At 53.4% G+C, this 16,753-nt stretch carries 10 protein-coding genes; 9 read left to right on the top strand and 1 reads right to left on the bottom strand.

The annotated features are described in order from the left end of the window. The first annotated feature begins 100 nt into the window (after positions 1-100). The 5 genes from JSS75_08020 (at position 101) to JSS75_08000 (ending at position 9,634) form a co-directional block, all read left to right on the top strand. Positions 101-1,039: a hypothetical protein gene (locus JSS75_08020; protein MBS1903632.1), complete on the top strand. Its 939-nt coding sequence runs from the start codon at positions 101-103 to the stop codon at positions 1,037-1,039. 365 nt (positions 1,040-1,404) lie between these two features. After that, positions 1,405-2,130, top strand: a complete 726-nt coding sequence (locus JSS75_08015; GenBank protein ID MBS1903631.1) for a rhodanese-related sulfurtransferase — start codon at positions 1,405-1,407, stop codon at positions 2,128-2,130. A 106-nt stretch (positions 2,131-2,236) separates the two neighbouring features. Next, positions 2,237-2,605: a hypothetical protein gene (locus JSS75_08010; protein ID MBS1903630.1), complete on the top strand. Its 369-nt coding sequence runs from the start codon at positions 2,237-2,239 to the stop codon at positions 2,603-2,605. Between the two features lie 168 nt (positions 2,606-2,773). After that, the gene (locus JSS75_08005; protein MBS1903629.1) at positions 2,774-6,049 is read left to right on the top strand and encodes an IgGFc-binding protein; all 3,276 of its coding nucleotides are present in this window, start codon (positions 2,774-2,776) and stop codon (positions 6,047-6,049) included. Positions 6,050-6,361: 312 nt separating this feature from the next. Beyond that, positions 6,362-9,634: a T9SS type A sorting domain-containing protein gene (locus JSS75_08000; protein ID MBS1903628.1), complete on the top strand. Its 3,273-nt coding sequence runs from the start codon at positions 6,362-6,364 to the stop codon at positions 9,632-9,634. 133 nt (positions 9,635-9,767) lie between these two features. Here the strand turns inward: JSS75_08000 and JSS75_07995 are convergent, their stop codons facing one another. Next, positions 9,768-10,937, bottom strand: coding sequence for an acyl-CoA dehydrogenase (locus tag JSS75_07995; protein MBS1903627.1), 1,170 nt, complete (start codon positions 10,935-10,937; stop codon positions 9,768-9,770). 586 nt (positions 10,938-11,523) lie between these two features. Here JSS75_07995 and JSS75_07990 point away from each other — a divergent pair. From JSS75_07990 to lepB, 4 genes are all read left to right on the top strand, one after another. Then, positions 11,524-11,958, top strand: a complete 435-nt coding sequence (locus JSS75_07990; protein MBS1903626.1) for a hypothetical protein — start codon at positions 11,524-11,526, stop codon at positions 11,956-11,958. A 191-nt stretch (positions 11,959-12,149) separates the two neighbouring features. Then, positions 12,150-13,313 (top strand): hypothetical protein, encoded by a 1,164-nt coding sequence (locus tag JSS75_07985; protein ID MBS1903625.1) that lies wholly within the window; start codon positions 12,150-12,152, stop codon positions 13,311-13,313. Positions 13,314-14,014: 701 nt separating this feature from the next. Continuing rightward, on the top strand, positions 14,015-15,817 hold the full coding sequence (gene lepA / locus JSS75_07980) for an elongation factor 4 (GenBank protein MBS1903624.1): 1,803 nt from the start codon (positions 14,015-14,017) through the stop codon (positions 15,815-15,817). 37 nt (positions 15,818-15,854) lie between these two features. Next, positions 15,855-16,748 carry a signal peptidase I gene (gene lepB, locus JSS75_07975; protein ID MBS1903623.1) on the top strand — a complete coding sequence of 298 codons (894 nt, stop codon included), beginning with the start codon at positions 15,855-15,857 and terminating at the stop codon, positions 16,746-16,748. Positions 16,749-16,753 lie beyond the last annotated feature (5 nt).

The following is a 16,753-nucleotide window of genomic DNA, read 5'->3' as shown; positions in this document are numbered from 1 at the left end:
CAACGTATTTGCTGACGTAACAACACCGCTTGTACCACTAGTTATTCAAGACACAATGAAAGAGCACAGGTCATTTTTGGATAGGGTCTTTACGGCCAACGTGAAAACTTTTGCATCACTTGCGTTCGTAGTCGTCCTGCTGTTGACATCGCCAATCCATGCACAGGACACCAACGGGCAGTTGTTGCCTGGCACAGCCGATACACTGGACTGCTCAGCTCTCCAGATGAGCGTGTACGCATTGGCGCAAGGGGATAGTTACCAGAAAATGTATGACACTGCTCTGTTCGCAATTGAGCACTGTGCAACAGCTACAGGGTTACCTCATCCGATCTGGATCGACTTCGGTGCTGCAACGTCGGGCTGTCAATACAAGAGTGAGGACAAGGGCCGCTGGCCACCGTATCGAGAATGGCTTAAGAAAGTGTTGTATTATCGGTCCGATTCGTTATATTACTGCGCTGATGTGCATGCAATCTATTCTTCGCTGCAATACTTCAACGCTGACCGCGGGTACGACATCAATGGTCAGTTGGCGATCCTGAAATTTCTCAAGGATTCCAACCGCTGCCTATCGATCTTCGATCCGTACGACGATATTTTGCGAGCTGTTCTTCGTGAACGCTACCAGGTGTACCGCGACTCTGTACGTGACACTGTCAAGACACCGTACTCGCAGGATACGACCGTCCCTTCGTTAGAAGACCTCGACCTTCAGATCCTTCGAGGCCCGCAGTACCGTGCAGTCAGCGACGCATTCTCAGCGTCGCATGCCGGACCGAAGATCACATTCTTGAGCGCTGACGAGAACCCGTTCGACCGTCAGACGACGCTCCGTTTCGGGCTTGTGGACGCCGAATACATGCGCATCGACATCTACGATCCGCTCGGCAAACATCTCTATACGGACACAAGGCTGTGCAGCGAGGGGAATAATCGGTGGATGGTCTCCGGCCAATCGCTACCCCACGGTACACTCTACGCCCGCGTATCGACGATGAGCGGTGATGTCAGGACTGTAAAACTGATACGACAGTAGAGACGCGCCATGGTGCGTCTCTACAGGTGCCCGTAATATTAAATCTCAAGAATATGCACTTAGCCTCTTGACAAAAGGGGCACATTCGAGTATATTTGTGGGCGCATGATACGACAACCGCATATCATCCGATGTTCTGAAAGAGTCCGCCACGGCGGGCTCTTTGGTTTTAAAGGGCGGGTTGCGCGTGTGTATAACGAAGTTGTTGATATTAGAAGGGTTGCAGGTATGGGTGCTCCCGTTTTATTGAGGTTACGGGAAGTGGATGGTGCCCGCTATCTATTGAACTTACAAGCGAGATTCGTACTGTCTCCGGTACGGTACGGCACAGGAGCGGCGGCGGGAATGTTGAAGGGGTTACGATAATGGAGCAGATCACCGTCATAGCATTCTACAAATTCGTGCCGCTGCCGGACTACGAGGCAATGCGCCTGCCGCTGCGCGAATACTGCAACTCGCTCAGCCTCAAGGGGACGATCCTCCTGGCAAGCGAAGGGATCAACGGCATGCTCGCCGGCTCGCGCGAGAGCATTGACACCATCCTCGCCCGTCTTCGCAGCGACGCGCGACTTGCCGACCTCGAGCACAAAGAGTCGCTTCACGATACGATCCCGTTTCGCAAGATGAAGGTGCGGCTCAAGCGCGAGATCGTGGCGCTTGGCGTGGAGTCGGTCGATCCGTTGAAGATGGTCGGTGAGTATGTGAAGCCCGCTGAATGGAATGCGCTCATCAGCGATCCGGATGTGCTCGTGATCGATACGCGCAACGCGTTCGAATTCGCGAAGGGGACGTTCCGAGGTTCTCTCGATCCGAAGACGAAGCGCTTCCGCGATTTTCCGAAGTTCGTCGAGAGCGAGCTCGATCCAAGCGAGCATAAGAAGGTCGCAATGTTCTGCACGGGTGGCATTCGTTGCGAGAAAGCGACAAGCTATATGCTGCAGAAAGGCTTCGAGAAAGTGTATCACTTGCAAGGCGGCATCCTGAAGTACTTCGAAGAGGTGCCGAAGGAAGAGTCGCTCTTCGAGGGTGATTGTTTTATCTTCGACGAACGCATCGCGCTCGATCACGATCTGCATGCGGAGACGTCGTAGGTCAGTGAAGAAGTATTCACTTACAATTCATCAACATCGTTAAACACATGCAGTGTTTATTCGTCAGAACTAACGAATCAAGTTCTATCACGAAAGGAACATTGTTATGAAAACCACGATCAAACTCGCAACACTCGCCGCCATTCTTTCCCTGGCACCGGTTGCGAACGCACAAGTTCATTGGGGCTTCGGCATCTACGTCGGCACGCCTCCTCCGCCGCCCCCTCCGCGACGCGAGATCATCTGCGAAGCGCCATACCCCGACGCCTACTGGGCGCCAGGCTACTGGAATTTCGACCGGTGGCATCGTCACTATGAGTGGGTGCCAGGCCGTTGGGCACGACGTGAGATGAGACGCGACTGGCGCGAAGACCGCCGGGAAGATAGACGAGAAGACCGTTGGGAAGATCGGCACCATGACCGCGGCGAACATCGCGGCTGGGATCACGCCGATCGCGGCGATTGGCGAAGGTAGCACTGTGACCAAGCTATAGAAAAACGACGGTAGCCGTATGGCTGCCGTCGTCGTTTCTGGGGGGATTTACATAGAGGAATTGTTTGGACCCCTACGTTCGTTAGCAACCAGAGTCGTGTTTCCCCGCGATCATTACGTCATCTCATATCATCTTTCATCCCCCGAGCAATGCGAAGGATCATTCTCATCCTGATCATCGCACAATTCTTTAGCTCAGAAGGAATTGCGCAATCCGGCATCTCCAGTGAAGGCCGCGAGTTCTATCTCGGGCTTTTGGTGCCGTCGACACCACGTCAGACTGGAAGCTCTTCGTTTCACAAGTCCAAGTACAATGCGTATTTGCTTCTGACCGCAACCGCGAACGCCAACGTACAGATTAATTACTTCGACGCATCCGGTACGGAGACGGGCGCCAGCGTGAAGATACCCGCACGACAGGGTACCCAGGTGCAGCTTGACATGAGCAAGTTCAAGATCTCCGACACCAGCGGCGAACATGTTCAATATAGTACGTGTCATATCGTTTCCGATGTGCCGATCAGTGTTCAGATGGTCAGCGTCGGCACCAGCGCCGGAGGATCATACCTCGCATTGCCGGTGCAATGTCTTGGGAAGCAATATGTGGTACAGAGTTATAATGATAATCCATCCGGCTCTGGTGGAATGTTCAGCACAATGCCATCTCGCGGATGCCTTGAGGTGATCGCGACCCAGGACGCTACACAACTACAGATTACTCCTTCAACAACGACAAATGGCGGGCGACCTGGAGCGATCAGCGGGCCAGGTTCCAACGGAAAACCGCAGCCCTTCACGGTCGGGTTATCCCACGGCCAGACATACACGATCTATTCGATCGGCTCGGATGCGAACTCGGACCTGACAGGCACTGTGATTACCTCGAATAAACCGGTCGTCGTTCTTGGCGGACATGAAGCGGCGTTTACGGCCGGTAGCAGCGATCAATTGCAATGGACCGAAGGTCGCGATCTGATGATGGAACAGATGATCCCGGTCGAATGCTGGGATTCCAGGGGCTATGCGTCGATTCCCTTTGTCGATTCGAAGCCGAGCACAGCTGCCGGAGCCGGTGATGAATTACGTGTCGTGACGTTGCCCTCGAACGGGAATCAGGTCATGCTTGATGACGGAAGTGCATCGGCGACGACTGCGAGTGTACCGAATTATGGGAGCTTTTCTCTTGTCGGGACGACTGTTCCGATCGGACTCTACGATGCCAACGATGAGCCGTTCGGTGTCATGCAGTACGATCAGCGCATGCAGGGAAGTGGTGCGCCGTATCCGACGCCGAGTATGAATTCGCTCGTCCCCAAATCTCGCTGGAAGAGCAATTACTACTTTTTCGTACAGAGTACGAAATATGGTACCTTCCAACGATATCTCTATATCATTGCACCAAAGGCAGATTGGAATGCAAGTAAGATCATGCTGTCGTTTAATGGGGGGTCGCTCATGCCGATCTCTGCTTCCGGCGTATCGATCAAACGTGTATGGGCATCGATTCCCTCTGACTCGACAATGATCGGAGTTGCGATGTCACTGAATAACAGTGGCGCATATTATGTGGCCGATCTCGGATTGTCTTCCACCGATACTGAGCGGCATTCGACCTTCTTCGCCTACTATAATGCTGCCGTTGTGGATTACGGCTATACCGCAGGAGGCCCGCCATCTTACTATGACGATGTGTTCAGCTATGCGAATCCGCTCGGATTGTCGTATGGTGAGTTTGGCACGATGCGGCCAAAAATGTCGGCAACCGTTAGCGATGAATGCGGCTATTGGGCAGTATGCGTGCGAGACAGTGGTAATGACCGTACCGGAATTCGTTATGTCGATCTGCTGAATTATCCGAAGAACACGTACACCTCGAATATTCCCGTCTCCGTCAATGCACGATTCGATGCGTCGGTGGATCCGATCGGAAAGAATGAAATTCTGTTGCCGGGGACAGACGGAGAATTTTGTTTTCGAGTCGAACGTGTAAACCCTGCCGATACTTCGGCCGCTGCAGTCGAGGTATTCGATAACTCCGGGTCGTCGTTATTGATCCAACTGCGGTCAAGTGCAGCTCTTACTGCAAGTTCGTCAGGTCAGTTGACGGCATTATCGAAGACTTCGTTCAGCTTTGGGACTACTTCGGTCGATTCGCCGAGGTGTGGTATTCTGAACATTGCGATCCCGAGTGGTTTAGGTGCGCATGAGCAAGTGATATCCTCGATCTCGATTGTGGGTGACACGACCCATTTTCGATTCTCAGGAACAGGTCCATCGCTGCCGATCTCAATTGTTCCGGGCACACCGTTGCAGTTGCCGATCTGTTTTTATCCCGATGATACCATTCCGATCTCAACGACAGTTAAGTTGGGAGGAGCTTGCGACGCAAAGTTCAAATACACGATCAGCGGTCAGGGAGCGTCCGGAGTGCTCCATGCAACTGACGTCCAATTTCCGTTGACCGATTCCGGAGATCGTAATTGCGGTATCGTAACGCTGAGCAACACAGGAAATCGACCGCTCATACTTCAAACGCTGCCAGTGCTCAGCGACACGGTGAACTTCCGTATCGATTCTGCATTCCTTGCAAGTCTTCCGATCACCGTGGCCCCATTCGATAGCACAACCGTCCAGATCTGCTTCCAACCGATCGACGGAGATTCTCATACAGCCACCGTTCATTGGCATACGAATCTGACAAGGGCAATGGAGGGGCGGTCGAAAGAGATTTCGCTGCTGACCGGAAAGGGGTATAGTCCTGAGGTCGAGTGGTCGCCTGGATCATTGCGCTTGACGGCCGATTCGCTTCTGGTAGCGCCGACAGCAACTGGGAGGATCTATCTCGCTAACAGAGGAGCCACAAAACGCATTTTGGTGCATTCGATCGCCCTCTCGGGTCTCGATAGCAGTGAGTTTAGTATCGTCGGCAACGAGTATGGTGTCGACCCGCTTTCAAATTTCTATATCGCCAGTGCCGACAGCATGTGGCTCGACATTCTATTCCATCCCAATGTTTCCGTTCCATATCCGGGACGGTATGCCGACCGTTCGACATATCTTATGTGCACCTACGATGTTGAGGGGAGAGGCACCAGTAATGCGCTGGTCGTTGCGCCGTTGACGGGGCGGTTCGATCATATCACCGATAACGTCCACTTTAGGAGTGACGATGCTCTATCACTGAACGTCTTTCAAGACGGATCCTCAGTAGTGCTCGAACTTCCTGACGGAATAGAAAATCAAGACTGTTCGGTGGAAATCCATGATGTTCTTGGAAGAGAAGTGGTACGTCCAGTTCAGATACCGGCTGGTACGAATGCAGGGATCATTCACATCCCAATACCACCCAGATTTAGTGGAAGCTGCTTTTTCGTGTTGACTTCGGGGCGACAGCGATTGCTTTCAAAGTTACAGATAGTGCATTAGTGTTCCTATCGCCATAAATCATAATAAGTTAGAGCTTTTTCAACATTGAGAGTCAATTTCACTTCACGTTGAAACAAACGAGGAAGTGGTGTGTCTCGCAAGGTGTGGTGTTCATGTTGTAGTGGGTGTTTTATGGGTGCCGAGGTCGAATCTGTAGGCCCGATTATTGCATGGACAACGGCTATTGACCACTATTGAAATCAGAATTGATCGTTCTGGCGACCAATATCTGTAGCAGTGGCACCGTGTGAGTGTGTTGTTATTCACCTTTTGGAGCAAGTGACCTTGCTTTCCCTTCTTTCCACGAGAACTATGACCAAACGGACCATCATTGTTGCAGTGATCCTGCAGGCAATTGCTTCGCTAGTACAGGCACAGACCGGCATTCCGAGTGAAGGCCGCGAGTTTTATGTTGGGGTGCCGTATCCATCGATCCAACGGCAGAAATCAACATTAAACAGTTATTCAGGCCCCACCTATAAGTCATACGTGCATGTCACAACATCGGTCGACAATAGTGTGACCTTCGTTTACATCGATTCGACGGGATTTGAAAATGGTGCGACAACGAAGAAGATCGCAGCGAAGCAGTCGTTTCAATTCCCCTTGGATATGACCAAATTCCAAACGTGGGAGACGACGGGTGACGGTGTTCGTTATGGTACGATGAAGATCACGTCCAAGGCACCGATCAGTGTTGAGTTCGTCAGTCAGGGGACGTGTTCGGGCGGTTCATATCTTTCCTATCCGCTGCAGTGTTGGGGAAAGAATTATGTTGTTCAAAGCTATAATGATAACCCAGCAGGCAATGGCGGGTATATCAATACTGCAGCCTCGCGCGGATTTATCGAGATCGTCTCCGGTCATGACGGGACGAACGTCTTCGTCACACCTTCGACAACAACGGCCGGTGGACACGTTGGTGCTATTTCTGGGACCGGTGCCAACGGAACGCCGCAACCATTTTCAGTCTCGCTGAATCGAGGTCAAACCTATACGATCTATGCGGAAGGAAAGGACCAGGGCGCTGATCTGTCCGGTACAGTGATCAACTCCTCACAGCCTGTCTGCGTATTGGCAGGACACGAAAATGCATTTACACTGACAAGCTCTGTTGCATCCGGTACAGAAGGACGCGACTTCATGGTCGAGCAGCTGATCCCTGTGGAAGCATGGGATTCTACTGGGTATTGTACCATCCCGTTCTATGATTCAAAACCGGCGACGACAGCGGGGTACGGCGATGAAATTCGTGCCGTTGCAGTACCGAATGCAGGGAACATGGTCTATTTTGAGAATGGCTCCGGTGGTTCTCCCACTGGCGTGACCGTGCCGAAGTACGGAGCATATGCGGCAACGAATATTCAGCAGGCGACCGGCTGGCAGGATTATAACGGGAAGCCATTCGGTGTCATGCAGTATGACAATCGGATGCAGGGAACAAGCTCCCCGTATCCGACGCCGAGCATGGTAAGTATTATCCCGAAGTCGCGCTGGAAGAGCGAGTACTATTTCTATGTTCCGACCATCAAGGATAATACGACGTACGAACGGTATCTCTATCTTATCTTCCCGAAGTCGGACTGGGCTGCACAGAAGATCTTGATGAGCAATAACGGTGTTGCGCCGTCGCCGGTGCAAAGCCAGGTCTCGATCAAGAAGCAGTTCAATGATATTCCCGGCGAAGACTCGCTGATGGGAATTCAAGCATCGATCACGAATACGGGATCGTATTATCTGGTCGATGGGGCGAACGATCTGCAAAATCCAGGGAAGCGCTCGAAAATGGCAGCGTATTTTACCACGGAAGTATCGTTCAATCGTCGCTTTGGGTTCGGTTTTGGTGGCTTTAATGCGAATGATTATTACTCGTATGGCAATCCGCTTGGATTTAACTACGGCGAGTTCGGTACAACACCGGCGAAGCTCACGTCCGTTGTGAAAGATAACTGCGGGAAATGGGATGTAACGATCAACGATTCGGGTGATACACATGCGGGAATTCGTTACATCGAGATTGTCAACTATCCAAAGGCAACGTATTCGATGGCAATTACGCCGTCGGTCAACGTTCAGTTCGATGTATCGTTGGACTCTCTGAATAAGGGAGAAATCATACTCGATGGTACGCAGAAGAGTTATACGTTCACCGTGCAACCGACTGTTCCCTCGAGCGCTGCAACTGCAACGATCGAAGTATATGACAACTCCGGCGCATCGCTGCTCGTGAATCTTTCGAAGGCTCCGAGTGTGACAGCAGCCGGCTCTGGTCAGCTTTCAAGTGTATCGGGGAATACGTATACGTATGGTTTGGCTCCATGTGGTGTCAATGCGTGCGGAGCGATCGTGCTGACGAATCCTGGCGGTGCCGGTGCTCGCGATTTTGTCGTTACGAGACCAAAACTGACGGGTGATACCGCGCACTTCAAATTCGCCTCGGCACAGCCGGATACGATCCGAATCGCTCCGGGATCGAATGCCTCGATTCCCGTGTGCTTCAATCCGGCCGATACGGCGGCGACTCAATGTTCGCTTATTCTAACAGGTGATTGCGGGAGTACCTTTACGTACGTACTCCAGGGACATGGTGCGTCCGGATTGCTGCAGGCGACGGATCTGAATTTTGCAGAAACCGACATGGGCGACACAAAGTGTGACGTTGTGAAGCTCAAGAACGTCGGTACGTTGCCGTTGACACTGCATTGGCCAGTTCTTAGCGATAGCACTGATTTCTCGGTCGACCCCGCCTTCCTTGCGACATTGCCGGTGACGATCAAGGCCGGCGATTCGATCAGCGTCAATGTCTGTTTCAATCCGAAAGATCATGACTCGCATTCGGCTACACTGTACTGGAAATCGGATATTGTGCCGGCCCTCGACTCGAAGATGAAGGCATTCTCGTTGTTGAGCGGCAAGGGATATAACGCTGGCGTCGAATGGGCGCCGACGGTGATCGCAATGACAGCCGATTCGACGAAAGGAACACCGGAAGCCACGGTCCGAATTTATCTTGCGAATCGTGGGACATCCAAGCGAATCCTTGTGAACTCCGTGCAGCTCAGTGGGCCGGACGTTTCGGAGTTCTCGATCACTGGCAACGAGTACGGCGTCGATCCGATCTCGAACTTCTATATTAACTATTCCGACAGCATGTGGCTCGACCTGAAGTGGCATCCGGATGTCACACGGGCCTATACGAATCGCTCCGCATTTATCACCGTGAATTACGATGTCGAGAATTCCGGTACCAAGGGAGCACTGGTCATTGCTCCGATCAACGGCAGCTTCTCTGGTTCACCAGATGGCGTATATCGCTCGGCATCGGATGCCGTACGCAGTATGGTTGCAGTAATCGCCGGGCGTCAGCTTACGGTCTGGGTACCGTCAGAGGTTAACGCCGCAGAATGCGGACTGGAAGTCTATGACCTGCTCGGACGCGTTGTCTCCGCAGAGTCGCATGTCGGTATCAGTCAGGGAAGTGCGGCCATTCGGACCTTCCTGCCCGAATTACCCGAAGGCACCTATATCGTCCGTATGACGGTCGGCTCGAAAGTGTATAGCTGCGTGGCGATGCAGGCTAATTAAATGAAGCATCGAGATCGACTGCAATCTTCCGGGTGATCCGATCATAGTGTCGGATCACCCGGTTCAGTTTCTGGCCCTCACATACTATACTGTTCGTCTTGAACCGGTTCGAATCGTAGTGCGCTCTTGTTGGCTATTCGAATGCCGAGATACCGGTGATCTCCATACCCAGTACCAGGGTATGAATATCGTAGGTTCCTTCGTACGTGTTCACCGATTCCAAATTTGCCATGTGACGCATGATCGGATACTCCCCGAGGATGCCGTTCGCGCCGTGAATGTCACGTGCGGTGCGGGCGATATCGAGCGCGATCCCGACGTTGTTGCGCTTGGCCATTGAAACATGCTGCGGCCTCATCGTGCCGTCGTTCTTCATCTGGCCGAGTCGCAGGCACAGCAATTGCGCCTTCGTGATTTCCGTCAACATGTGTGCCAGTTTCGCCTGTACCAACTGGAACCCTGCGAGCGGCTTGCCGAACTGCACACGACTCTTCGCATATTCCACCGAGCTTTCGTAACATGCAATGGCCGCGCCGACCGCACCCCACGAGATGCCGTAGCGCGCTTGCGTCAGACAGCCGAGCGGACCCTTCAAGCCCTGCACGTTCGGCAGCATGTTCTCGTCCGGCACGAAGACGTCCTGAAATACCAGTTCGCTCGTGACACTCGCACGAAGCGAGTATTTGCCCTTCATCTCCGGCGCTGTGAAGCCCTTCATGCCTTTCTCAACCACGAAACCGCGGATGGACTTCGGATCGTCGGAGTCGACTTTCGCCCACACGACGGCGACGTCGGCGATCGTGCCGTTGGTGATCCACATCTTCGCGCCGTTGAGGATATACCCGCCGTCCACCTTCTTCGCGCGGGTGACCATGCCTGCCGGGTTCGAGCCGTAATCCGGCTCCGTGAGCCCGAAGCAGCCGATGTATTCTGCCGTCGCAAGCTTTGGCAAGTAGCGCATGCGCTGCTCTTCGGTACCGTATGCATAGATCGGATACATCACCAGCGACGACTGCACCGACGAGAACGAGCGGATCGACGAGTCGCCGCGCTCGAGCTCCTGGTTGATGAGTCCGTACGCAATGGCGTCGAGACCCGCGCAGCCGTATTTCTCCGGCAAGGTTGGCCCGAGCAAGCCGAGCGCTCCGATCTTCGGGGCGAGGTCCAGCGGGAAGGTCATGGCCTGGTTGTGGTGCTCGATAACGGGCAACACCTCGTCGACCACGAACGAGCGAACCGTGTCGCGGATCATCCGTTGGTCTTCGCTTAGCAGGGCAGAAATATCGTAGAAATCGGTCAGCATGAGCGGTGCTATTTGTAAGTCGTTGTGTAACACGCGCTCGCCGTGTTTTGTCTATTGAATTCCCGAACCCCGCGCATTCGTCGGGCGCCGCCATCGCGCCAGCCTCTGTCAAGGCCTGAAGTATGATATTGGCATCGTCCAAGCCATCGGCTGGCTCCGATACACGCGCTAACTCCAATAAAACGCGGGCACCACCCCCTCGCCGTAACTTCAATGATCTGCGGGCACCCATCCCTGCAAGCGTATTATTATTCAACAACATCGTTATACACACGCACGCAGCGTAACCCCCAGACGCACGAAAGTCCGCCGCAGCGGACTTCTTCCCAATATCACCGGCCCATATTCTCACATGATCGTTCATCATTCGATCGGTGCCCTCATTGACGCCGGTAATATACAACCAAACATGCACGCTGTCAAGGTGCCCCTGACGAGTATGTAAAGATTTAACATTGTGGGCACCTCATGAACGCTTCGGAATGCTCCGTGAGTGAGCGGGGCACAACCGACGAGTTCTGGTTAAACGTTCGTAGATTAGCACTCCCGGACATCGTCAACCCTGTTCATTAATGTCATCTGTCCTATGATCGACAAACTCAAAGATATACTGGCTACCGTCCGCGAAGCAATCCTGATTGTTGCATTCTTGCTGTTGCTCGTGTTCCCGAGTTGCTTTAACCAGATTCTTGTCAACGCCGGCTTTACCGAAGGCAGCGTGATGGGCTTCACCTGGAAACAACAAGCGACCGACGCACAGCAACTTGCCGACTCGTCGCAGCGCATCGCGCAAACGGCAGCAGATCAACTCGAGAATACGAAAGCCGCGCTTGAGATCGCAATGAAAAAACTCGAATCGATCCCTGCAGCGGCAACGTCGCCCGAAGTCGCACAAATGAAGACGACGCTCGATTCGACGAACAAAGTGCTCAACCCCGCTGGCAAGACGTCCCTCAAGAGCGCCGTCCTCAACCAACGCCTCCACCTCGACCAGTTGAAGATGCGCATGCCAGGGAAGTAGTGATGGCTTTCCAGCGGCCGCATGATCGTGACGCTCCACAATTATTTACTTGCGTCAAAGCCAACGTCGCTGTACAGGTTAGTATGCTATGTTCATGGATCCATGTCATGAACTAGGGCAAAGAATCTTGCCTCGCTTGTGTTGAGGAGATGCGTGTCTGTTGTTTGAGCTCATATTCTCGATTACTGACAATGAAGATCTTCCGAATCTCTTTGATGTACGCCCTCGTGTTCGCGCAGACGACCTCCGCGCAGACGGTTAAGGTGGACTCGCTGGCATTGGATGACCTAAACCACACCCTGACTCTTCGAGGAAGTGGACTGCTTAGCGGACCAATGCAAGTCTACGTAACCGATTCACGACTACCCATCCTCTCGGCCTCCGACTCGGCTGTGACCTATTCACTACCTGATTATGATCGTGGGTGTGCAGGCAATATCACGATCTTTCGTGAGGGTGACACCAATTCCGACTGGTCAATTGGATGGGGACGCTGTGCGCTGAAGGCTCTGGAGCAGGTTGACCGCAGCGTGTACGAGGATCTCGGGCCGAATGCCGCGGACTATCCTCCGCAAAAGTATGTTGCGTACACTGCGAAGTTTCGGGTGATCCTTCGCGATGGAATCCCAGTCCCCGGTAAGTACTCACTCACACTGGGACATATGACCTTTGTGAAGTGGGACTTTGGAGCATCCCTCTGGCTGCATAACAACTGGGTTGAAAGCTACACCGGTTCAGGCACAAGGTATCTCGAGGTTTCCGATTTACCAGCAGACGTATTGCTACGCACTGATTCGGTCTTCATCCAACTTCCAAGTCTTGGCGGCTTGCACTGTACGTACTCGTACTACTACGACAGTCGTAGTGGTAGGATGTTTGAGACGAAGGGAGCGACCAACCAATCGGCACCTGGATTTCTGCTTTCCGGTAAGCGGGTAGCTGGCCTGCAACTTATCCCCGCTGACTCAGCAACATCAGTGCGACCGTTTTGGGGCGGAATGACTTCCGGCACGATTACTTCGAAAGTCTTCTGGGAAGAGATAGGTGTAAGCATTCCATATGGAAAGCCTGTGTTGCTGGTACCGACCGAATCAGAGTCCACAATACCAAGAGTGGGGCCCCGGCGCAATCCGATGCGGTCTGCCTTCGCGGAGTTAGAGGTGGTGTTAGAGTCGACGGCGATTGTGTGTGTGCAGCTGGCGGACATTTCCGGTAGGATTGTGTACCGCGAGCAGCGAGTGTTGGGTCCGGGGAGCCAATCGATTAACTTCCCAAACACCCTCGGGCCCGGGCTATACTTCTATCATGCAACGATCGGCAGTTGGAGCTCGAACGGAAAGTTCTTGATCAATTGAAGCCGTCAGTGGTGGCCAATGAGCGGAGCCAGGGTCAGTTCGTGAACGATTGACCTCTACGTTACGCTGCAACACAAATTGAGATCAACGGTTTGGCTTGCCCTGATGCCTGAACTTCACTTGTGGTTCTCTTCCAAAGGAATCCAATACTATCACCTTTGAGCCATCACTATCATAATGACCCCATCCATACAAGGGGTTTTGGCCCGTCTCAGGCCAGTATTTTTCTGGGAAACCGTACGGAAGGATAGAATCTCCTGGGTACGGTTTCCAGTCATACAGTGTGATTTTCCATTTGTTGGGCGGATACCCGAAGTCATAATCCCGACCACGTCCTTTGCCAAGATCAATATCCCACTGGCCAGTCGATGTTACCGTTCGTCCATCGGTATCTCGATAGGTGTGAAGATACAGTAACGTCTTATTACTTCTCAAGAATGGAACAGTACATAGTAAGCTTAGCGCTTCGTGACGGGTCGTGTCAACACTGCGGTACATGCCGGTGAATTCCTCGGGTGTAGGGTAGCGCGAAGAATGGCATGAACTAGTTGTTCCCGCAAGAGCCAAGAGGAGAAGACATCTGGCAATCATAGACACAAAAATACAGCCGTTGTCCAAAAACCGACGAATTCCCGCACGGAGCCATTCCGCCATTCCTGCTGTTTTACCTCGCTAATTCTTAGGGAGAGGTAGTTTTAGGAATGTCGCTCGAGAGAACTCGTAATTTCTGTATCATCGCCCATATCGACCACGGCAAGAGCACGCTGGCCGATAAGCTGTTGCTCGAAACCAAGACGATCGCGCAGCGCGAGATGCAGTACAATCAGGTCCTCGACGATATGGACCTCGAGCAGGAGCGCGGCATTACCATCAAGCTCCATGCCATCATGATGAAGTACCTCGCGCCCGACGGCGTCGAGTACACCTACAACATGGTGGATACCCCCGGACACGTCGATTTTACCTACGAGGTCTCGCGCTCGCTCGCAGCATGCGAAGGCGCTATTTTGGTCGTCGATGCCACACAGGGCGTCGAGGCACAGACGATCTCGAACCTGTTCCTTGCCATCGAAGCAGGACTCGAGATCATTCCTGTACTTAATAAGGTCGATCTGCAATCGGCGATGATCGACGAGGTCTCGAACCAAATCATCGAGCTCATCGGCTGCAAGAAGGAAGACATCCTGCTCGCCAGCGCGAAGGCAGGCATTGGTATTCAGGAGATTCTCGAAGCGGTCCGCACGCGCATTCCGGCGCCGAAAGGCAACGTAGACGCGCCGCTACGCGGACTCATCTTCGATTCGAAGTTCGACGCCTACCGCGGTGCGATCGTCTATATGCGTGTGTTCGACGGCAAGATCAAAGAAGGTGACGAGATCATCTTCATGTCGAACAAGGCGCGCTACAAAGTTGAAGAGATCGGTACGCTACGCCTGGGCCGCGAGGCAAAGAAAGAACTGCAAGCGGGCGACGTCGGCTATTTGATCGCGGGCGTCAAGAACGTCAAGGACACGCGCGTCGGCGATACGATCACGCATTTCCGTGGCGGCGCCACCGAGCCGATCTCGGGCTTCAAAGAGTCGAAGCCGATGGTCTTCGCGGGTATCTATCCGCAGAACGCCGAGCAGTTCACCGAACTGCGCGACTCGCTCGATAAGCTTGCGCTCAACGATTCGTCGCTCATCTTCGAAGCCGAGACCTCGATCGCGCTTGGGTTCGGTTTCCGTTGTGGCTTCCTCGGTCTGCTGCACATGGAGATCGTGCAGGAGCGCCTGGACCGTGAGTTCAACCAGAACATCGTCACGACGGTCCCGAACGTAGAGTACTACGTAACAACGACGGCGGGCGATGTCGTGAAGGTGGACAACCCTTCATCCATGCCGCCTCCGGGCAATATCGAGTACATCGAAGAACCGTACGTGAAGGCGCAGATCATCGTGCCGAGCGAGTATGTCGGCGGCATCATGACGCTCGCAACTGAGCGCCGCGCGATCTACAAGACAACTACGTACATCGACTCGACACGCGCCGATATCCAATACGAATTTCCGCTCTCCGAGATCATCTTCGATTTCTACGACAAACTCAAGTCGATCTCTCGGGGCTATGCATCGTTCGATTACGAATTCCTTGAGTATCGTCAGTCGGATCTCGTGAAGCTCGACATCATGCTCAACGGCGATCCGGTCGACGCGTTCAGCACGATCGTGCACCGCGACAAGGCGTTCGAGTGGGGCAAGAAGCTCTGCGGGAAGCTGCGCGAGCTAATCCCGAGACACATGTTCGAAGTCGCAATCCAAGCGGCCATCGGACAGAAGATTATCGCACGCGAGACCGTCAAGGCAATGCGCAAGGACGTGACCGCGAAGTGTTACGGTGGCGATATCTCGCGTAAGCGCAAGCTGCTCGAAAAGCAGAAAGAGGGTAAGAAACGCATGAAGCAGGTCGGCCGCATCGAAGTGCCGCAGGAAGCGTTCATGGCGATCTTGCAGATATCGGATTGAGACTCATTGGTCCTACAGGACAGACAAGATTTTTCGTATGGCAATTCTACCGAAGAAGAAAGTAAAGCAGAAGGAGAGCCTCTGGCGTTCGCTTCTGGTCGCAGGTGTGATCGCGTTGGTGATCCGCTCGTTCATGTTCCAGGCGTTCCGCATTCCGACAGGTTCGATGAAGAACACGCTGCTCGTCGGCGATTATTTGTTCGTCAACGAACTTGCCTACGGGTTTCATACGCCGAAGTATTTGCCGCTGACCAATTGGAAGATCCCGCACTTCGGCTTTAATTACCGCGACGTCAAGCAAGGGGATGTGATCGTGTTCGAATACCCGGGCGATCGCGACCTCGTAGAACCGAAAGAGAAGAACGTAAACTACATCAAACGCTGTATCGCCGTTGCCGGCGACACGCTCGAGGTTCGCGACAAGCAGGTGTATGTCAACGGGAAAGAATTCAAGAATCCGCCGAACTCGCGCTACAACTTCCCGCCGCTGCCGAAGGGACATCCGGAAGAGGGGATCTTCCCGCGTGGTAACACGACGTGGAATCATGATAACTACGGCCCGATCCGTATCCCGAAGAAGGGTGACGTGATCGCGCTTTCCTCTGCGAACATCGACGCATGGAGTGTTTTCATCCAACGCGAAGGCCATTCATGCGAATGCGGAGCTGATGGATCGGTCACGATCGACGGAAAGAAAGTGACCAGCTACACCGTCGAACGCAACTATCTCTGGATGATGGGTGATAACCGCGACGACTCGGCAGACTCACGCTACTGGGGGTTCTGTCCGGTCGATAATGTGATCGGCTCGTCGATGTTCATTTATTGGTCATGGTACAATCCGCCGGGAGATACCGGCGACGGCTACGACCCCGAGGAGCCGCAGAACCTGCACGTCCGCTGGAACCGCCTCTTCCATAGCGCGCAGTAAGCAGG

This window comes from Bacteroidota bacterium, from assembly GCA_018266755.1.
Taxonomy (GTDB): Bacteria; Bacteroidota; Ignavibacteria; order Palsa-1295; family Palsa-1295; genus JAFDZW01.
Note: the sequence above shows the minus strand (reverse complement) of the source record. Positions and strands in the feature narration are given on the sequence as shown.

Excerpts from the sequence above, each read along its gene's own strand:
- JSS75_08005 (MBS1903629.1), top strand. The coding sequence starts at position 2,774 with ATGCGAAGGATCATTCTCATCCTGATCATCGCACAATTCTTTAGCTCA.
- lepB (MBS1903623.1), top strand. The coding sequence starts at position 15,855 with ATGGCAATTCTACCGAAGAAGAAAGTAAAGCAGAAGGAGAGCCTCTGG.
- JSS75_07985 (MBS1903625.1), top strand. The coding sequence starts at position 12,150 with ATGAAGATCTTCCGAATCTCTTTGATGTACGCCCTCGTGTTCGCGCAG.
- JSS75_08010 (MBS1903630.1), top strand. The coding sequence starts at position 2,237 with ATGAAAACCACGATCAAACTCGCAACACTCGCCGCCATTCTTTCCCTG.
- JSS75_08015 (MBS1903631.1), top strand. The coding sequence starts at position 1,405 with ATGGAGCAGATCACCGTCATAGCATTCTACAAATTCGTGCCGCTGCCG.
- JSS75_07990 (MBS1903626.1), top strand. The coding sequence starts at position 11,524 with ATGATCGACAAACTCAAAGATATACTGGCTACCGTCCGCGAAGCAATC.
- JSS75_08000 (MBS1903628.1), top strand. The coding sequence starts at position 6,362 with ATGACCAAACGGACCATCATTGTTGCAGTGATCCTGCAGGCAATTGCT.
- lepA (MBS1903624.1), top strand. The coding sequence starts at position 14,015 with ATGTCGCTCGAGAGAACTCGTAATTTCTGTATCATCGCCCATATCGAC.
- JSS75_07995 (MBS1903627.1), bottom strand. The coding sequence starts at position 10,937 with ATGCTGACCGATTTCTACGATATTTCTGCCCTGCTAAGCGAAGACCAA.